The following is an 18,492-nucleotide window of genomic DNA, read 5'->3' on the forward strand; positions in this document are numbered from 1 at the left end:
CGATCCCGCGATATGAGAACGACATGCGCGCCGAAATCGAACGGTTGGTAGAAGAGATCAAGCAGTCAGTCGGGCTGCTGAGGAGGCATCTTTGACGTCGAGAAATCGACGGCGCGCCTCGCCGAGCTGAACAAGCTCGCAGAAGATCCCAACCTCTGGAACGATCCCCAGAAGGCCCAGAAGCTGATGCAGGAGCGCACCTCGCTCGAGGATTCGCTGTCGGGCATCGGCAAGGTCGAGCAGGAACTCGAAGACGATATTGGCATGATCGAGCTCGGCGAGGCCGAGGGCGATGACGGCGTCGTAGCCGAAGCCGAAGCTGCGCTGAAGAACCTGAAGAAGGAAGTCGCGCGGCGCGAGCTCGAGGCGCTGCTGTCGGGCGAGGCCGACCGCTTCGATTCCTATCTCGAAGTCCACGCCGGCGCGGGCGGCACCGAGAGCCAGGACTGGGCGCAGATGCTGCTGCGCATGTACACGCGCTGGGCCGAAACGCACGGCTTCAAGGTCGAGTATCTCGAAGAGTCCGAGGGCGAAGAGGCCGGCATCAAGTCGGCGACCATCCAGGTCTCCGGCCACAACGCCTATGGCTGGCTGAAGACCGAAGCCGGCGTACATCGCCTGGTGCGCATCTCGCCGTTCGATTCCAACGCGCGACGCCACACCTCGTTCTCGAGCGTGCAGGTGTTTCCGGTCATCGACGACAGCATCAAGATCGACATCAAGGAATCCGACGTCCGCGTCGACACCATGCGGTCCGGCGGCGCCGGCGGCCAGCACGTCAACAAGACCGAATCCGCGGTGCGCCTGACGCATATTCCGACCGGCGTTGCAGTGGTCTGTCAGGCCGGCCGCTCCCAGCACAAGAACCGGGCGCAGGCCTGGGACATGTTGCGCGCGCGCCTTTACGAGATCGAGCTGAAGAAGCGCGAGGAAAAGGCCGCCGCCGACCAGGCCGCCAAGACCGACATCGGCTGGGGCCACCAGATCCGCTCCTACGTGCTGCAACCCTATCAGATGGTGAAAGACCTGCGCACGGGCGTGCAGACTTCCGACACGGCAGGGGTGCTGAACGGCGAGCTCGACGATTTCATGGCCGCGACGCTGGCGCAGCGCGCCTTCGGCACCACCGGTGCCGACATCGAGGACGTGGACTGATCATGCCCCGCGTCGCCTTCATCGGGCTTGGACGGATGGGTCACGGAATGGCCGGCCGTTATCTCGATGCCGGCTTCACGGTGACGCTGTGGAATCGCAGCAAGGCAAAAGCGGAAGACCTGATCGCGCGTGGCGCGCTGTGGGCGACTTCGCCGGAGGACGCCGCGATCGACGCTGATGCGGTCGTGACCATGGTGGCCGATGACGAGGCTTCGCGCGCGGTCTGGCTGGGGTCGGAGGGCGCGGCCAAGACCGCCAAGGCCGGCACCATCGCCATCGAGTGCTCCACTGTCTCCTATGACCACGCGCGCGAGATGAGCCGCGAGCTCAATGCGCGCGGGCTGATCTATATCGACTGCCCCGTGACGGGGTTGCCCGATGCGGCGGCCGCAGGAAAGCTGACGCTGCTGGTCGGCGCCGATGCCGCCGACCTCGAACGCGCGCGGCCTTATCTCGAACCGATCGGCTCGACCATCCGCCATTTCGGCGCGGTCGGCTCCGGCACCGTCTACAAGCTCATCAACAATCTGATGGGCGCGATCCAGATCGCCGGCCTCGCCGAAGGCCTTGCGATCGCCGAGCAGGCCGGGCTCGACATGAACCTGGTCCTGGACTCGATCCAGGCGGGCGTCGCCGCCAGCCCGCAGGTAGCGCGCCACTCCAAGCGCATGGTCGCCCGCGATTTCTCCGGCGCGACCTTCACCGCGGCGCTGCGGCACAAGGATGCCGCCTACGCCGTCAAGCTCGCCGAGAGCCTCCTGGCCGACAAGCCGCTGGTCGCGCGCGCGGCGGTCGAGGCCTACGCGCAGGCGAAAGCGGCGATGCCGGATGACGACGAAGGCAGGATGATCGAGCTGGTGTCGCGGCCGAAGAGGCCGTAGCTGATCGCATCCGAGTTGATGCGGGTGGTTCGCCTGGCTGTGTCCGAACATCGGCTTTGCAAACCTCCATTTCATCGGAATTCGGGTGGCGCTTTCGATCGCGTCGTTCTAGGCGGGCAGACTTGGCCGCCTGGTGAGACACATGCCTGCGAACGACAATCGGATCGACGCGCGAGACTGGTCGCTGCTCGCCGTGCTCTCGGTCCTCTGGGGCGGCTCGTTCTTCTTCAACGGCGCGGCCTTGCGCGAATTGCCGCCGCTGACGCTGGTTTTTCTGCGCGTCGCGCTTGGCGCGGCGATGCTGCTGCCGCTGCTGCGTATGCAGGGGATCGGCTTTCCCAGGGGGATAGCCGGCTGGAAGCCGTTCGTCGTCATCGGGCTGCTCAACAATGTCGTCCCGTTCTCGCTGATCGTCATCGGGCAGACCTTCATTCCGAGCGGGCTCGCATCGATCCTGAATGCGACGACGCCGCTGTTCACCGTGCTGGTGATGACGGCAGCGGGTGAAGAAGCGTTGCAGATGCGGCGCTTGGTCGGGGTGGTTCTGGGTGTCGCCGGCGTGGTCATCCTCCGCGGATGGGGTATCGAGACGCGGCCGGGGCAGGGGCTCGGCATCCTGCTCTGCCTCGGCGGCGCGCTGAGTTACGGCTTTGCGGCGCTTGCCGCGCGGCGGCTGCTGAAGGACTCGCCACCCCTTGGCACGGCGGCGTTTCAATTGATGGCGTCGACGGTGATGATGGCGGTCATCGCCGGCCTGGCGGAGCAGCCATGGCGTCTTGCAGCGCCAGGCGTTGCGACATGGTCCGCGGTGCTCGGGCTTGCCGCCTTGTCGACGGCGCTTGCCTACATCGTCTTCTTTCAGATTCTGCGACGCTCGGGCGCGAGCAATGTCATGCTGGTGACGCTGCTCATTCCTGTCACCGCCATCCTGTTGGGGTGGCTGGTGCTGGGCGAGCCGATCTCCGCGCGTGAGATCGCGGGCGCGCTGGTCATCGGCAGCGCGTTGCTCGTCATCGACGGGCGCGCCATGCAACTGCTGCGGCGCAGCGCATAGTTCCAACTCATTCGTTTCATCTTACGGAAAATCGCGGCGCTTGCCAGCGGCATGCTCGCTTGCGACACTCTCGACAAAACAAGACTACAAAATAGGGGAGAGAACGATGCCGGGTCGTCGCGAAAACCTTGCTGCCCTCGCCATGCTTGCTGCCGGAGTGCTCGCCACGACACCGGCCTCGGCGCAGAAGAAATACGACCCCGGCGCCAGCGATACCGATATCAAGATCGGCAACATCATGCCCTACAGCGGACCGGCGTCCTCCTACGGCGTGATCGGCAAGACCGAGGCCGCCTATTTCAAGATGATCAACGAGCAGGGCGGCATCAACGGGCGCAAAATCAACTTCATCAGCTATGACGACGCCTATTCGCCGCCGAAGGCGATCGAGCAGGCGCGCAAGCTGGTGGAGAGCGACGAGGTGCTGTTGATCTTCCAGCCGCTCGGCACGCCCTCGAACTCCGCGATCATGAAATACATGAATGCGAAGAAGGTGCCACAATTGTTCGTCGCCTCCGGCGGCACCAAGTTCGGCGATCCCAAGAATTTTCCGTGGACCATGGGCTTTCAGCCCAACTACCAGAGCGAAGGGCGGATCTACGCGAAATACATCCGCGACAAATTTCCGAACGGCAAGATTGCGGTGTTCTGGCAGAACGACGACGCCGGCAAGGATCAGTTCAAGGGCCTGAAGGATGGGCTCGACGACAAGGTGGGCATGATCATCGCCGACAAATCCTACGAGGTCAGCGATCCCTCGATCGACTCGCAGATCGTCGCACTGCACGATTCCGGCGCCGACATCTTCTTTTCGTGGGCCGCACCGAAAGGCTCGGCACAGGCCATCCGCAAAGTGGGCGAGCTCGGCTGGAAGCCGAAATTCTTCCTGGCCAACACCGCGACCTCGGTCGCCTCGGTGCTCAAGCCCGCCGGGCTCGATTATTCCAAGGACATCATCTCGACTGCCTATCTGAAGGATCCCACCGATCCGACCTGGGACAAGGACCCTGCCGTGGTGAAATGGCGGGAGTTCATGGACAAGTATTACCCCGACGGCGACAAGGCCAACGCCAACAACATCTACGGCTACGTGCAGGCCGAAGCGATGTCACAAGTCTTGAAGCAGTGCGGCGACAATCTCACACGCGAGAACGTCATGAAGCAGGCGGCCAACCTGAAAGACTTCCACACCGACCTGATGCTGCCCGGTATCATGGTCAATACGTCAACGGACGACTATTTTCCGATCGAGCAGATGCAACTGATGCGCTTCAACGGGCAGGCCTGGGAGCTATTCGGCGACGTCATCACCGGAGAAGTCGGCCACGAGCGCAGCCAGTAGTCAGGATTGGCCGGCGGTCCCCTTCAGCACCGTGCCGCCGGCGACGCCGACGCCGAGCACATACATCCAGCCCTCGTGGAAATCGAACAGGTGCGAGTTCAGCAAGGAACTTGTGATGTTCTGCACCACGATGACGAGACCGATCCAGGCTGCAGGCCCGTCGCCGAGGAACAGGCGGAGATGGGCGATCCATAGGGCGTAGAGCAGGACGACGCCGAGAAGGCCCCACTGCACGGCGACGTTGAGGGTCTGGTTGTGCGGATTGCTGACGATCTCCGCATCGAGATTGCTGTCGGCGGTGGCGGCGCGCTCGAATTGCCGCTTGATCGAACCGGTGCCGTGGCCGATCAGCGGCGCCTCAGCGAAGGCATGAAGCGACTTGCGCCAATAGGTCAGGCGTTGGGCGGTCGAGGCGCGGCTGATGTCCTCATGGCCGTGGCGATATTCGATCGCGATGTCGGCGATGCGCTGGCGCAGATAGGACGACGTCGTCCAGGCGAGCGCGGTCGCGGCGACAGTGGCCGCGAGCAGGATCAGCGCAGCCCGGCGGCTCAGATGCTTCCACGCGAACAAGGCCAGCAGCACGGCGATGCAGAGCAGGGCGGTGCGGGCTGAGGCCACGAACACCATGTTGGTGACGAACAGCAGGATCAATGCGAGGCAAGCGGCCGTTGCGACCGCGCGCTCGCCGCGCCAGAAGGTGAGAGCCGGCAGCGCGAGCGCAAAGGCGCAGAGCGTGAACTCCTGGCTTTGGTCGATGTAGTTCTTGACGGGAACGCCCGGTGATGCCGTCGCGGTGAGTTTCCAGGCGGGTTCGAGCATCACGGTCCAGGAGACGACCGCAAGCACGGCACAGGACACGAGAAAGGCGAGGCCAACCCAGGCCCCGCGATCCGAGCGGCTGAAATGGTAGAGCAGCGGCGGGATCAGTACGAGCTTTGCGGCAGGCTTGATTGCGTGCAATCGGTCAGCCCAGGCGCCGTCCGACCACAGCATGCCCGTGAGCGCGAGCAGCAGGATCGCGACGGGCAGAGCACACGCCGGTCGCGCAAGCCTGCGCGCATAGTCCGGCCAGTCGATGGTCGGCGTCACCGCGAGCAGAAAGAGCCCGACAAAGATCGAGGGCGCCGTGGTCGACCACGGCAGCGAGGCCGCGATCAGGACCACCAGCACGTCCGCGGCCCGGGCCAGCGCGGGCGATTTGCGCCAGGTCTGCCATCGGTCCTGATCGGCCGGAGCGGACAGCCGCGTGGTGTCGGCGCTCATCCGTACGATGCGAGCTGTGGGGTCGCAAGGCTTTCGGCGGACACCGGCTGGCCGAGGAAATCGCGGGCCTGCGTCTCGTAGCCAAAGCGCTGCGCGAGCGCGTGGCGCTGCGCACGGATTCTGCCCCGCCACTCCTCCTGCCGCGTCAGCGCGCGCGTGACGGAGGCGGCGATCGAGTCCGTGGAGAACGGGTCGAAATAATCGGCGAGCTCGCCCGCGACCTCTCGGAACACGGCGATGTCGGAACACAGCACGGGGGTGTTCGCAGCCAGCGCTTCGATGATCGGCACGCCGAAGCCTTCGGCGAGGCTCGGCATGATCAGGCCGTGCGCCTCCGCAATCAGGGCCGCCTTTTCGTGCTCGTCGACGTAACCGGCGAACCGCACGTTCGGCGGCGGATTGCGCATCCGGCCGATCTCGCCGGCATAGCCGATCACGACGAGATCGGCCTGGGGCACGCCACGGAAGGCGCGGACGACGGTGGCGACGTTCTTGCGCGGCTCGTTCGAGACGATGACGACGAAGCTCGGCCGCCCCGGACGGCCCGACGGGGCTGGGAGGTGCAGGACATCCGGGGCGTCGAACCGGGTGCGGGGATAAACGACCCGCGCCGGCAGGTGCGCAAATTGCGGCAACAGGTCCCTGAACCGCATCATGCTGTAGTTTGAAACGAACGCGAGCTCGTCGGCCTGGCCCAGGCTGGTGAGGAGCCGCGACAGAAACAGCCGCGTGGCGACGTCGCTGAGCTTGAGGTCGGTGAGCGGCAGCAGATCGTGCACGACGCAGATCACCTTGGCGCCGGGCTTGCGCGTGATCGCCACCCGCGTCGGGGTGTCCACGACGATGACGTCGTAATTGCGCGCGTCGACCCGCGGCGGCGGCAACAGGAAAAAGGCCGAGGAGTCCTGGTAGCTGTAGAAACCAGGTTCGAGCTGGAAATCCCCGAACAGCTCGAGATGGCGTAGATCCGGCGGGACGTATTCGAGCGCCGCGGTCCGGTTCTCGATCAAGCGGGCGCCCAAGGCCCGCAGGCCGACCGCGCGCAGGAAGCAGAGAATGTAGTCCCACGACACCGACATGGTGGCCTTGTGGCGGATCCAATCGATCGTGCGGCGCAGGCCGCCGCGCACGAGCGGCTCACCCATGTTGATTTCGTCGAGGAAGCGGTAGAGCGCGAGCAGCTCGATGTTGCGCGCCTCGGCAGGGAACAGTTTCGTGCGCCGTTCGCGACGCTGCAGCTTGCGATAGCGCCGTGTGGTCTCGACCAGCAGCGTCAGATCGTGACCTTCGGCCGCCAGCGAACGCACCAATTCGCGCGTGAAGTGGAAGATGCCGCGCTTGTGGTTGGGCTCGCCCAGTGCTTCGGAGACGACGAGGATGTTCTGCTTCATGCGCGTTTCTCGCGGAGCTCAAGGGCGTGTGCGGCCGGCGGCTCGACCGTGACGGTCGAGGCGATACGGCCGTGATCGAGATTGATGATACGGGTGCAGGTGCGGCGCAGCAGCGGCTGGTCGTGCGAGGCGATGACGACGATTGCCGCCCTGGACACGAGGTGTAGCAGCCGCGCCTGGGCTTTCTCCGCGAAATGCTCATCGACCACGCTGAGCCATTCGTCGAGCAGCAGGATATCCGCGGGAAAAGCGGTCGCGGTCGCGAACAGCACCCGCATCAGCATGCCCGAAGAGAACATCCGCAAGGGAAGCCGCCGCATCCGGGCTTCGAGCTCGGTGAAGGCCCAGATCTCGTCGATCATCGTTTGGGTCGGCTTGCGGCCGCTGATCCGCAGCAGCAAGGCGATGTTGTCCTCCGCGACGAAGTCGAGGTTGACGCCGGCGTTGAGGCCGAGCAGGGGCACGACATTGCCCCGGATCGTGATGCTGCCGCTGCTCGGCGGATAGACGCCGGCAATCAGCCGCAGCAGCGTCGATTTTCCGGAACCATTGGGGCCCGCAAGCCCAATGCGGGCGCCGGTTTCGGCCTCGATGGTCACGTCATCCACGGCGCGGATGATCCGCATTTCGCCCGGCTCGCGGATGAGGTGGCCGAGCAGCCGCCGCTTCAGCGAATAGTCATAGGCGCCGTAGAGCGGATAATCGAGGCATACGTTGCGCAAGCTGATCGAGATCATGGCTCAGATCCAGAATGCGGCTTTACGCAGGTGAACCAGCGTCAGCACGCTCGCAACGGTCAGCAGCGCCAGTACCACGAGGACATAGACGATGCTGGTGGGATCGACATGGACGCCCGTGAGCGGCTCGCGCCACACCGCGAACAGGTGGGTCAGCGGATTGAGCCGCATCACCATCGAGCGATGGTTGATCATGTCCGATGACCAGATCACGGGTGAGGCGAGAAAGGCGAGCATCAAGGTCGATTCGATGATCGGCTTGAGGTCGCGATAGCGGGTTGCCATCGCGCCGAGAACGAGGCTCAAGGCGAAGGTGCAAGCCAAGAACAGCAGTAGGCCGGGCAGCGCCGCCAGCGCGTGGGAGAAGTCGTGGGGCGACAGGATGAGCCACAGCACCAGAGGCACGCAGGCGTTATGAAGCGCGAACAGGCCCTGGCGGAACGTGCATTGCAGCAGGAAGATGACCGGCGGCAGTGCGCGGTCGCGGATCAGGCTCGCGGAATTCTGCAGTGCCGTGGTGGCGTCCAGCACCACGCTGTTGAGAAAGGTCCATGCCGTCATCGACAGCGCGAGCATCGGCAGACGCGACAGCACGTTGGCATTCGACATCTGCCCGATCACCGAGCCGAGCACCGCGACGACGATCGCCATCTGCAGCGACATCCAGAACGGGCCGAGCAGCGAGCGAACGTAACGGTGGCGCATGTCCGACCAGGCCAGGGTCGCCGCGATCCGGATGCCGTCGAACCATGCGGTCGCCGGCGGCGGCTCGACGTTCATCGATCGTTGCTCGCGGGGCGCCGCAACGGCGTCGCGGTAGACGGTCTCCATGCCTTGCCTGAAGGCCGCGGCCGAATAGCGGGTGAGGGCGCGCGTCCGCGCGGCAAGTCCCATCTGGCGGCGGCGTTCGGGATCGCGGATCAGGGTGTCGATGGCCTCGCCCAGTTTTCCGGCATCGCCGGGCGGCACGGTGATCGCCTCCATGCCGTGGCGGGCAACGCGCGGCACGGCGGTGTCGAGCGCCGTGTTCACCACCGGGCGGCCCGCGGCCATGGCCTCCAGCTGTGCGAGGCCGAAGGTCTCGGCGTTGGTGATCGACGGCAGCACGAAGACGTCGGCAAGACACATCAGCTTGATGCGCTCGCAATCGTTGACCGAGCCGAGCAGGCGCACGCGCTCCGTGAGGCCAAGCTCCTCGATGAGCTGCATCAGCCTGGGTCGCTCGGCGCCTTCGCCGATGATCCAGGCTTCGAAATCATGGGCGGCCGCGGCTCGGATCAGCACGTCGAATCCCTTGTAGGGCACCAGCCGGCCGCAGGCGAGCACGAGCCGGCCGCGGTCGTTGACGTGGTGCGGCTCGATCTTCGGCCAGTCATAGCCCGAAGTGTCGATGCCGAATGGCACGACATGGCATTTGTCCGCGAATTCACGCAGCAGCGGCGTGTTGTCGACCAGCACGTGGTCCGAGACGATGATCGCCTTGGCCTGCCGCAGCGTTCGCCGCATCAAGGGTTCGATGAACCAGCGCAGGCCGGCATGGGTGACGATGTCGGCGTGCCAATGCACCACGAGCGGTCGCTTGCGGCCGAAGCCGAATGCGAAAACGAGATCGGCCAGCGGGAAGGGCGCATGGAGCGCGAGCAGGTCGTGGTCGGCGATCTTGCGCCACAGACGCCAGGGATAGGTGGGCGCGGCGGGCAGCGACAGCAGATTGCCGAACGAGCGGACGCGCTCGACCGGCACGTCGTTGACGACGATCTGGCGCTTCTCGGTCGATTGCGAGCAGACCAGCACGGCGGAGGCGAAGGCGTCCTTCAGGCTCGCGCAGATGTCGCGGATCACCGTGAGCGTGCCGCCGAACAGGTCGGGATAGTAGATCTTGAAGATGTGCAGCACCGACGGGCGGCGCGCGGTTTCGTGCGAGGTTTCTTGGGTGTGATGCATGATGGCGTCAACCTGCCAGCAGTGCTGCGACGAACGGTGCTGCCAGCACCGAGATGAAGATCACGCCGCGCAGCAGCGCCGGCAGCATCGGTTCGATCGCGCCGCGCCCCCAATCGGGAGCCGGCACGGCACGCGGTGAACTGGAAATGCGGACCAGATGGTCAGCCATGTCGTGTCCCTTTACGTCGCGCCCTCAGTGGCGATCCGTATATGTGGGAAAATTTACCACGTCAATCGGAAAGCAGGAAGAAGTGGGATTGTGTCCCACGCCGCGGATCGCTACAATTCCGACATGAATGCCAAGCCAGGGTCCAAAGCAGCGGCTCCGCAGCCGAATGCCGCCGCGAAGCTGCACGCGCCGCTGGCGCGGCTGCTGCGCCCCCTGGTGCGGCTCTGCATTCGCAGCGGCATGACCTTTCCGGCGCTGGCGCAATTGCTGCGCGAGCTGTTCGTCAACGTCGCCGAGCACGATTTCGCGCTGGAGGGAAAGGAGCAGACCGACAGTCGCGTCAGCCTGCTCACCGGCATTCACCGCAAGGAGGTGGCGCGGCTCCGCGGCGCGGGCGCTCCCGTGCACGAGGCGCCGGCGGCGGTATCGCTGACCAGTGCCGTGATCGCACGCTGGCTGGCGGCACCCGAATTCACCGACGCCAAGGGTGAGCCGCTGCCGCTTCCGCGCACGGCGGAGGACGATGCGCCGTCGTTCGAGCAGCTGGTCGCTTCCGTCACCAAGGACGTGCGCCCGCGCGCGGTGCTCGATGAGTGGATCGACCGCAAGCTCGTCACCATCAACGCGGATGACGAGATCGAGCTGGTCGAGGCCGCCTTTGTTCCGTCAGGCGAGGACGACAGCAAGTGGCACTATCTCGGCCGCAATCTGCACGACCACATCGCGGCCGCCGCGCAGAACGTCTCGGATGGCCCACGCTTCCTCGAGCGTGCGGTGCATTACAACAACATCTCGCCGAAGCTGGCGCGGAAGCTCGAGGCGCGCTCGCGCGAGCTGGCCATGGATGCGCTGAAGACCGCCAACCGCGAGGCCAACCGCGCGCTCGCCAAGGACAAGGGCGGTGACGCCCGCTGGAATTTCGGCATCTACATCTACAGCGAGGATGCTGACGAGGAGGGCGATTCCAAGGACGACAATAGGGAGAGAGGCAAGGAAGGCGGCAAGGAGGGCGGTTCTTCATGAGCCGGTCGCCGCTGATCTCGCGCCGTCTGCTGTTGATGGGATTTTGGCTGGCCGGCACGGCGATGGCGCGTGCCCAGGTCAAGCGTGGCACCGATCAGGGCATCGGAGGCACCGGCATCACGCGCGGTGACGATCACGGCATCGGGGGCACCGGGATCGTCGGCGTCATTCAGCGCTTCGGCAGCATTTACGTCAACGGCGAGCGCGTCACCTATGCCAGCGACGTACCGGTCCGGATCGATGGGGAGGCGGCAAGCTCCAAGGCGCTGCGCATCGGTCAGCTTGCCCGCGTGGTCGCGGTCCGTCAGGCCGATGGCACACTCGTCACGCGCAACATTACGATCGCGAGCGAAGTTGCAGGTCCCGTCGAGGCGGTGAAGGGCAACGAAATGACGGTGCTCGGCCAGAAGATCGTCGTCAGTGACAAGGAGAGCAAGCTCCGTCCGGGCTCGCGGGTCGCCGTCTACGGGCTGCGTCGTACCGACGGCGTCATCGTGGCAAGCCTGGTCGAACCTCGACGCGCGACCACCGAGCGTGTGACAGGTCTGGTCGAGCGTGGGCCTGACGGCTTGCGGATTGGCGGATTGAAGCTGAATGGCGTCGATCCGTTACTGGCCGGCCAGCGCGTGCAGATCGAAGGCAGCACGAGCCAGGGCGTGATGCAGGCGGCGCGCACGCGGATCGATGATTTCTCGGATCTCGTCGGCGCGAGCCGTCTGTCGGTCGAGGCTTATGTGCAGCGCGCGGGTGCGAATCTCCAGCTCGGCTCCGGCTTCGTGGCCCGTGACGGCTCACGGTTCGGACCGGCGGCCGGCGAAGCGCGCATGGTGGTGGGCGGTGCGTTCGACCGTTCCCGCGGCTTCCAGGTGGATACGGCTCAGACCATTGGCCAAGGATCGGGAGCGCCTCCGTCCGGCGGCGGCAATCCTAACCGGTCGCCCGGTGGCTCGATCCTGCATCCGAATCGCAGCACGCCCAATCCGGGTGGCGGTCAGCCCGGCGCACCGGGCGCACCCGCGCCGGGATCGCCGTCGGGAGCAACGCCCGGCTCTGCGCCGACAGGACCTGGTGGTCCGTCGGCCCCCGGCGGAATGGGATCGCCCGGCGGACCTATGGGCCCGGGTGGTGGAATGGGCGGCGGCGGCTTCGGTGGTCCCGGAGGCGGGATGGGCGGCGGCCGGCGTTAAGCGACGCGCGGGCCGGCACTGAGGAGCGCGGGATTTAGCTCGCGCTGAGACGTACGCCGGCGCGCAGGAATTTCTGCGGATCGACGGCTTCGCCCTCGATGCGGGTCTCGTAATGCAGATGCGGACCGGTAGAGCGGCCGGTCGAGCCGACGAGACCAACCACCTGGCCGATCTTCACGATCTCGCCGACCTTGACGTTGATCTCGGAGAGATGGCCATAGCGGGTCGAAAGCCCGTTGCCGTGATCGACCTCGACCATGCGGCCGTAACCGCCGGACCAGCCGGCGGAAACCACCTTGCCATAGGCGGTGACGCGAACCGGATCGCCGGTGGCGGCGCGAAAGTCGAGCCCGGTATGCATCGCGGGTCGGCCGAGAAAAGGATCGCTGCGCACGCCGAAGCCGGAGGTGAATTCGACCTCGCCGATGACGGGCTTGCGATAGGGCACCAGCGCCAGCGTGCGGTTGAGACGGTCCATTTCGGCGCGGGTGACGTTGATTCGATTGAGCTGTTTCTCGAACGGCCCGGCATTGGCCGTCAGCTTGACGGGAACGAATGGTCCGCCCATTGCGCTGCGCGGCACGGCGGCTTCGAGATTAGCGAGATTGAGGCCGAGATCGCTGACCACGCCGCGCATCCGGCGCATGCGCGAATCCATGCCTTCTTCGACGGCGCTGAGCGCCGCTATCTGGCGACGCTCGACCTGATCGAGCGAGGTCGTGAGCCGGACCAGGACGTTGTCAAAACCCTGGTTCTTGGCGAATTGATTGGTCTGGGGAGTCGCCACGGTCGGCGCGCGCGATTCGAGCCGCGCCTCACGATCCGGCGGCGCCACGAAGATGACGGTATCGCTGATCGGCGAGGGTTTTGGCGTGCTCTGACTCGAATCGCCGCGCTGAGGCGTCGCGCGTGGAATCGAGCCGGTCACGTCAGGCATGGCTCCGAGCGCCGTCGCCCGGGACTCCAGCGCCGTCTGGCGCTTCATGATCTGGTCGAGCTTCTGGTCGAACTGTTCCTGGTCGAGCAGCTGGCGGCTGGTGGTGCGATCGACCTTGGCACGCAGCTCGGCAATGCGATCCTCATAGGCGTATTGCATCTCGGCTTGGCGCGCGATCAGCCGGGTCAGAACGTCGTCGCGGAACGCAAAATAGGTGGCGGTCGCCGCCGACCAGAGACCGAGCAGTACCACCGTTCCGACAACGATCCAGAACACCACGGGCCCGAAGCGGACCTGCTTGCCGGCATGGACAATGGTGTAGGCATCGTCGGTGGCGGGAAGGGGGATCGCTACGGCCGCCGCGACGGCGGGACGCCTCTGCAAGGGCCGGCCGTGGTCGTGAGCATGATGTTGGGGGTACTGCGAATATTGGGCAGAACTTTTCGACATCGGCACTCCCGCGCCGGTCGGATGAGTCCGTACGGCCCTAATTGCCGCAGCAATCTGGGCTGGTCATGGTTAATTTTCCGGAAACGGGGACGCGCGAATCTAAGGGTCTGGTTAAAGACTTCTTGCCGCTTCCAGTACCGCGTCGGCATGACCGTCGACCCGGACATTGCGCCAGATCCTGACCACCTTACCGTCGGCGCCGACCAGTATAGTGGTGCGAAGAATCCCAAGGAAGCTCTTGCCGTACATGGACTTTTCGCCCCAGGCGCCATACGCTTCCAGCATCTGATGCTGCTGATCCGAGATCAGGGGGACGCCGAGACTGTGTTTGTCGCGGAACTTCTCCTGGGCCTTTAACGGATCGGCGGAGATCCCGAGCACGGCGGTGCCGGCGGCCGAGAAGGCGCCGGCGAGGCGGGTGAAGTCGATCGCCTCCCGGGTGCAGCCGGGCGTGTCGGCGCGGGGATAGAAGAACAGGACGAGCTTTTGGCCGGCATAATCCCCCAACGTGACCACGTCGCCGCCGTCGCGGGGAAGGCGGAAGGCGGGGGCCTTGTCGCCCTCGGCCAGGCCGGATTTCGCGCCGGCGGGCGAGGGCGCCAATTTGGAAGAATTTAACTGTTTCGGCGCGGCCTTATGTGATCCTGCTTTTGCTATGATCGCGACTGATTTGCCGGCCGCCGTCCGCTGCGTTTTGGCGGGCTTTGCTTGACTGGATGCCCGCGTTTTCGGGGCCTTCTTTTCAGCCGTCGGACTGCCGGAGGGTGCCTTGGACGATTTCTTTCGGGATTTCTTGGACATACGCCTTCCTTTCGTCGCTTTCGGCGGGTCAACCGAAGCGGTATTGCAGCTCTCGTCCGGCGTGTCGGACTCGCGCCCTCGGCTGGGCAAGTCTGACGACGCCGGAGTATGGTTACAAGGAATTCCACGCACCACCCCACTGCTCGTTGAACGCGCTCCCGGGGCGAGATGACGAACAGCAGGAATATTAGAGGTATGGCGGCAGTGCCGGCGCAGGGAGCTTCGCTTCCCGCGGACGGCTGCGGTCCCGGCGGCGCTCAATACAACGATGGGCGCCTGTATCGAGAGGCAATGGCAAGGAATAAGTCGCCCCAGGATTACAATCGGGACTTCGATCGGCACGGCGGTCAGCAACAGCCGCAGGAATGGGACGACGCCGATTGGGATCCGGATCAGGAGGCGGCCGCGGGGCATCGCGCGCGCCGGCTGTTGTCGCGTTCCAATTCGGGCTTTCATCGCTTCGGTGACGGGTTTGGCGCGTTGCGCCGCTGGCTGGTCGCCGACCGCTGGCTGAAGCGGGTCGTCCTTGTCGTCGGGACTCTCGCCATCGTCTTCGTCGGGTGCTTCGGTGCACTGTGGTGGCGGCTCGGAGCCGGTCCGATCAATCTCGACATCGCGACGCCATGGCTCGCGGCCGCGATCGAGGACAATATCGGTCACGGCAACACGGTCGAGATCGGAGGCACGCAGATCGAGCGCGCCGGCCGGATCCGCATCGCCGTCCGCATCCGTGACATCATCGTCCGCGACCGTGATCGCGCCGTGGTCGCCAGCGCGCCAAAGGCCGAGGTGAAGCTGTCGGGGGCGGGCCTGCTGATGGGGCACCTGCGCGCCGAAAGCCTCAATCTCGTCGATGCCGAGCTCGCGATCCGCATCGCGCCGGACGGCACCGTCACCGTATCTGCCGGCGATACCGCAAAGCCGCTGGCAACCGGCGTTGCCTCCAAGAAGGAGGCGGGCCTGCCGCCGACCTTCCCGCGCAGTGGCGTTCCTCCGCCGCCATTCGCCACGGCCCCTGCGAGCCAGGATCCATCTCAAGCCGCCTCGCAAGGCGCGCCCCAGGCGACCGCACAAAGCGGCATCCTTCAGGGCCTCGACTGGCTCGACAGCCTGAGCATGACCGGGCTCGACGGCCAGAACCTCAACGAGATCGGTCTGAAGAACGGCAATCTGATCGTCGACGATCAGCAGCGTGGCAGCAAATGGTCGTTCGAGAACATCAGCCTCAGCCTGCGCCGGCCGAGCCGCGGCGGCGTCACGCTGAGCCTCGGCGAGGAGGGCGCGCATCCGTGGCTGCTGCGGGCCACGATCGGACCGGCCGAGAACGGCGTGCGCTCGGTCGATATCAAGGCCGACAAGGTTTCGACCTCCAACATCCTCCTGGCGCTGCGCGTCAAGGATCTCACCTACACGGCCGATCTGCCGCTGACCGGCGAGCTCAAGGGCGAGCTCGGCCGCGATGGCGTGCCGACATTCTTCCGCGGCAAGATCACCGTCGGCGCGGGCCATATCATCGATACCGACACGCCCGACTATCCGATGGCGATCGACCAGGCCGAGATCAACGTCGAGTGGGACGCCAATCGGCGGGTGCTGGTCGCGCCGTTCAAGGTTCTGTCGGGCGCGAACCGCCTGACGCTTCTGGCCCATCTCGAGCCGCCCAACGGCACCGTCAATGACTGGCAGCTCGGCTTCAGCGGCGGCTCGATCCTGCTCGGCGGCATCGACAACGAGCCGCCGCTGGTCTTCAACCGCATCGCGATCGGCTTCCGTTTCGACACCGATCACAAGCGCTTCCTGCTGACGCAGGCCGATATCAGCAATGGCGAGATCGGCGTCGCCGGCACGGGGGCCATCGACTATTCGGGCGAACCGCGGCTGACGCTGGGCTTTGCGGGAACGCCGATGTCGGCCTCCGCGCTGAAGCGGATGTGGCCGACGCTGGTGGTGCCCGAGTTGCGCGAATGGGTGATCGAGCGGATCGAGCGCGGCACGCTCCAGCGCATCGAGATCGGCGTCAATTCGCCGACCAAGAACCTTCCGCGCAAGGGGCCGCCCATTCCGGACGACGGCCTGTCGGTCAACATCGTGGCGAGCGGCGTCGCGGTCCGTCCCGTGGACGGCATGCCCGTCGTGCACGATGCCGATTTGAAGGCGCGCGTGACCGGCCGCACCGCGACCGTGACGATCGGGCAGGGCATCGCCGATACGCCCGCCGGCCGCAAGGTCACGATCTCCGATTTCGTCTTCGAGGTGCCTGACATGGCGCCGAAGCCATCGCCGTCGCGGACCAGATTCCGCGTCGAGGGTCCGGTGCCCGCGGCGGCCGAAATGCTGGCCAATGATCGCCTGAGCGATCTGTCGTCGACCGTCGTTGATCCCAACACCAGCAAGGGAACGTTCACGGCGAACATTCAGCTCGGCTTGCCGGTCAAGGGCGAGCTGACCAAGGCTGACACGACCTACGCCGTCACCGCCGACCTCAGCGGCTTTGCCGCCGACAAGCTGGTGATGAATCAGAAGCTGGAGGCCAACACCCTCAAGATCGTCGCGAACAATCAGGGCTATCAGGTCAAGGGCGACGTCAAGATCAACGGGCAGGCGGCCTCGCTCGACTACCGCAAGCCGGCCGAGGGCGAAGCGGACGTCAGGCTGCAGGCGACGCTGGACGATGCGAGCCGCGCCCGCCTCGGATTTGATCTCAGCCCGGCCGTCAGCGGATCGTTGCCGATCAAGCTGTCGGGCAAGATCGCCGGCGGTCCCGAGCAGACGACGAAGCTCGGCGTCGAGGCCGACCTGACCTCGGTCAAGCTCGACAACATCCTGCCGGGCTGGGTCAAGCTGCCGGGCAAGTCGGGCAAGGCCAGCTTCAAGGTGGTGCCGACGGCGCAATCGACGCGCCTCGAGGACATCGTCATCGAAGGCGGCGGCGCCTCGATCAAGGGCTCGCTCGAGGTCGATGCGAACGGCGACCTCATGAACGCGAACTTTCCGGTCTATTCGCCGTCTGACGGCGACAAGGCGTCACTGAAGGTGGAACGCAGCCAGGACGGCGTCGTCAAGGGCACGATGCGCGGCGACGTGTTCGACGGCCGCGGCTTCCTGAAATCGGCGATCTCGGGTAATTCCAAGGACGACAAGAACAACAAGATGAAGAACGTCGATTTCGACATCGACGTGAAGCTCGGCGCCGTCATGGGTTTCAACGGCGAGGCGATGCGCAGCATCGACGCCAAGATGTCGAAACGCAACGGCGCCATCAAGGCCTTCACGCTGAACGGCAGGATCGGCAAGGACACCCCGGTGGCCGCCGATCTGCGCGGCGGACGCGCGCAGGGCAACCGCGAGGTGATCTATCTCCAGACCAACGATGCCGGTTCTCTGCTGCGCTTCACCGACACCTACACCAAGGCGGTCGGCGGCCAGATGGTGGTGGCGATGGAGCCGCCGACGTCCGAGCCCAACACCTCGCGCGAGGGCTTGATCAACGTCCGCGACTTCACGGTGAAGGGCGAAGCGCAGCTCGAACGCGTCGCCGCCGGCGCGCCCAACGGCACCGGCAACGGCGTCTCCTTCAGTGCATTGCGTGCCGAATTCATCCGCCAGAACGGCGCACTGACGATCCGCGACGGCGTGGTCAAGGGCCCGATGATCGGCGCCACCATCGAGGGCTCGATCGACTATCCCGGCAACCAGGTGTGCATGAGCGGCACCTTCGTGCCGATGTACGGGTTGAACAACATGTTCGGCCAGATTCCGGTGCTCGGGTTGTTCCTGGGGGCTGGCGACAAAGAGGGACTGATCGGCGTGACCTATGAGGTCGTCGGCACGCCGGCCGCGCCCGTGATGCGCGTCAATCCGGTCTCGGCCATGGTGCCGGGTGTGTTCCGCAAGATCTTCGAATTCAACACCGGCAAGCAGAACACGCCGTTCGAGGAATTCCCGTCGCAGTCCAACGACGGTTCGTCCGGCTCAACCCGCCAGCTCTCGAGCGGATGTAGCCTGACGCGGCGCTAACCACCCACATTCCCAGGGGATCGTCATGCCCGGGCTCGTCCCGCCTGCGCGGCCGCGGCCGCTTCGACGGCGAAGGCCCGGGCATCCACGTCCTTCGTGCGGCACGGCCAAAAACGTGGATGGCCGGGACAAGCCCGG

The 18,492-nt window shown here is 65.4% G+C and carries 14 protein-coding genes; 7 read left to right on the forward strand and 7 right to left on the reverse strand.

Going from position 1 to position 18,492, the window contains the following annotated elements; all coding sequences use genetic code 11:
- Positions 1 to 23: 23 nt before the first annotated feature.
- The 4 genes from prfB to CO669_RS16765 all read left to right on the forward strand — a co-directional run bounded on the left by prfB (position 24) and on the right by CO669_RS16765 (position 4,432).
- Positions 24 to 1,155, forward strand: a protein-coding gene (gene prfB / locus CO669_RS16750; protein ID WP_097660976.1) for a peptide chain release factor 2 whose coding sequence is annotated in 2 segments (ribosomal slippage) — positions 24 to 92 and positions 94 to 1,155 — 1,131 coding nt in all. Because the reading frame shifts where the segments join, the coding sequence is not laid out codon by codon here.
- Positions 1,156 to 1,157: 2 nt separating this feature from the next.
- On the forward strand, positions 1,158 to 2,036 hold the full coding sequence (locus CO669_RS16755; protein ID WP_097660896.1) for an NAD(P)-dependent oxidoreductase: 879 nt from the start codon (positions 1,158 to 1,160) through the stop codon (positions 2,034 to 2,036).
- A gap of 142 nt (positions 2,037 to 2,178) precedes the next feature.
- Complete coding sequence (locus CO669_RS16760; protein ID WP_097660897.1) at positions 2,179 to 3,090, forward strand: DMT family transporter; 912 nt, start codon at positions 2,179 to 2,181, stop codon at positions 3,088 to 3,090.
- Positions 3,091 to 3,196: 106 nt separating this feature from the next.
- Entirely contained in the window at positions 3,197 to 4,432 is a 1,236-nt protein-coding gene (locus tag CO669_RS16765) for an ABC transporter substrate-binding protein (protein ID WP_097660898.1), read from the forward strand.
- Here the strand turns inward: CO669_RS16765 and CO669_RS16770 are convergent, their stop codons facing one another.
- From CO669_RS16770 to CO669_RS35985, 5 genes are read right to left on the reverse strand one after another with little or no spacing between them, the layout of a single operon-like run.
- Positions 4,433 to 5,698 (reverse strand): O-antigen ligase family protein, encoded by a 1,266-nt coding sequence (locus tag CO669_RS16770; RefSeq protein WP_097660899.1) that lies wholly within the window; start codon positions 5,696 to 5,698, stop codon positions 4,433 to 4,435. It lies immediately after the preceding gene.
- Entirely contained in the window at positions 5,695 to 7,089 is a 1,395-nt protein-coding gene (locus tag CO669_RS16775; RefSeq protein ID WP_198964060.1) for a glycosyltransferase family 4 protein, read from the reverse strand. The genes CO669_RS16770 and CO669_RS16775 overlap by 4 nt, the downstream gene beginning before the upstream one ends.
- Entirely contained in the window at positions 7,086 to 7,826 is a 741-nt protein-coding gene (locus tag CO669_RS16780; RefSeq protein WP_097660900.1) for an ABC transporter ATP-binding protein, read from the reverse strand. Before CO669_RS16780 ends, CO669_RS16775 begins: the two co-directional genes overlap by 4 nt.
- Positions 7,827 to 7,829: 3 nt before the next feature.
- Positions 7,830 to 9,770, reverse strand: coding sequence for a glycosyltransferase (locus CO669_RS16785; protein WP_097660901.1), 1,941 nt, complete (start codon positions 9,768 to 9,770; stop codon positions 7,830 to 7,832).
- A 7-nt stretch (positions 9,771 to 9,777) separates the two neighbouring features.
- Positions 9,778 to 9,939 carry a hypothetical protein gene (locus CO669_RS35985; protein WP_198964061.1) on the reverse strand — a complete coding sequence of 54 codons (162 nt, stop codon included), beginning with the start codon at positions 9,937 to 9,939 and terminating at the stop codon, positions 9,778 to 9,780.
- Between the two features lie 123 nt (positions 9,940 to 10,062).
- Here CO669_RS35985 and CO669_RS16790 point away from each other — a divergent pair, with 123 nt between their 5' ends.
- Entirely contained in the window at positions 10,063 to 10,962 is a 900-nt protein-coding gene (locus tag CO669_RS16790; protein ID WP_198964070.1) for a DUF6502 family protein, read from the forward strand.
- Positions 10,959 to 12,149 carry a DUF5666 domain-containing protein gene (locus tag CO669_RS16795; protein ID WP_097660903.1) on the forward strand — a complete coding sequence of 397 codons (1,191 nt, stop codon included), beginning with the start codon at positions 10,959 to 10,961 and terminating at the stop codon, positions 12,147 to 12,149. Before CO669_RS16790 ends, CO669_RS16795 begins: the two co-directional genes overlap by 4 nt.
- A 34-nt stretch (positions 12,150 to 12,183) precedes the next feature.
- Here CO669_RS16795 and CO669_RS16800 read toward each other — a convergent pair whose 3' ends face one another.
- Positions 12,184 to 13,536 carry a M23 family metallopeptidase gene (locus CO669_RS16800; protein ID WP_198964062.1) on the reverse strand — a complete coding sequence of 451 codons (1,353 nt, stop codon included), beginning with the start codon at positions 13,534 to 13,536 and terminating at the stop codon, positions 12,184 to 12,186.
- A 111-nt stretch (positions 13,537 to 13,647) separates the two neighbouring features.
- Positions 13,648 to 14,337 (reverse strand): peroxiredoxin, encoded by a 690-nt coding sequence (locus CO669_RS16805; protein ID WP_097660905.1) that lies wholly within the window; start codon positions 14,335 to 14,337, stop codon positions 13,648 to 13,650.
- 195 nt (positions 14,338 to 14,532) lie between these two features.
- Between CO669_RS16805 and CO669_RS16810 the strand changes: the two genes are divergently transcribed.
- Complete coding sequence (locus CO669_RS16810) at positions 14,533 to 18,354, forward strand: YhdP family protein (protein WP_198964063.1); 3,822 nt, start codon at positions 14,533 to 14,535, stop codon at positions 18,352 to 18,354.
- Positions 18,355 to 18,492: the final 138 nt, after the last annotated feature.

The sequence above is a fragment of the Bradyrhizobium sp. Y36 genome (assembly GCF_002531575.1).
Lineage (GTDB): Bacteria > Pseudomonadota > Alphaproteobacteria > Rhizobiales > Xanthobacteraceae > Bradyrhizobium.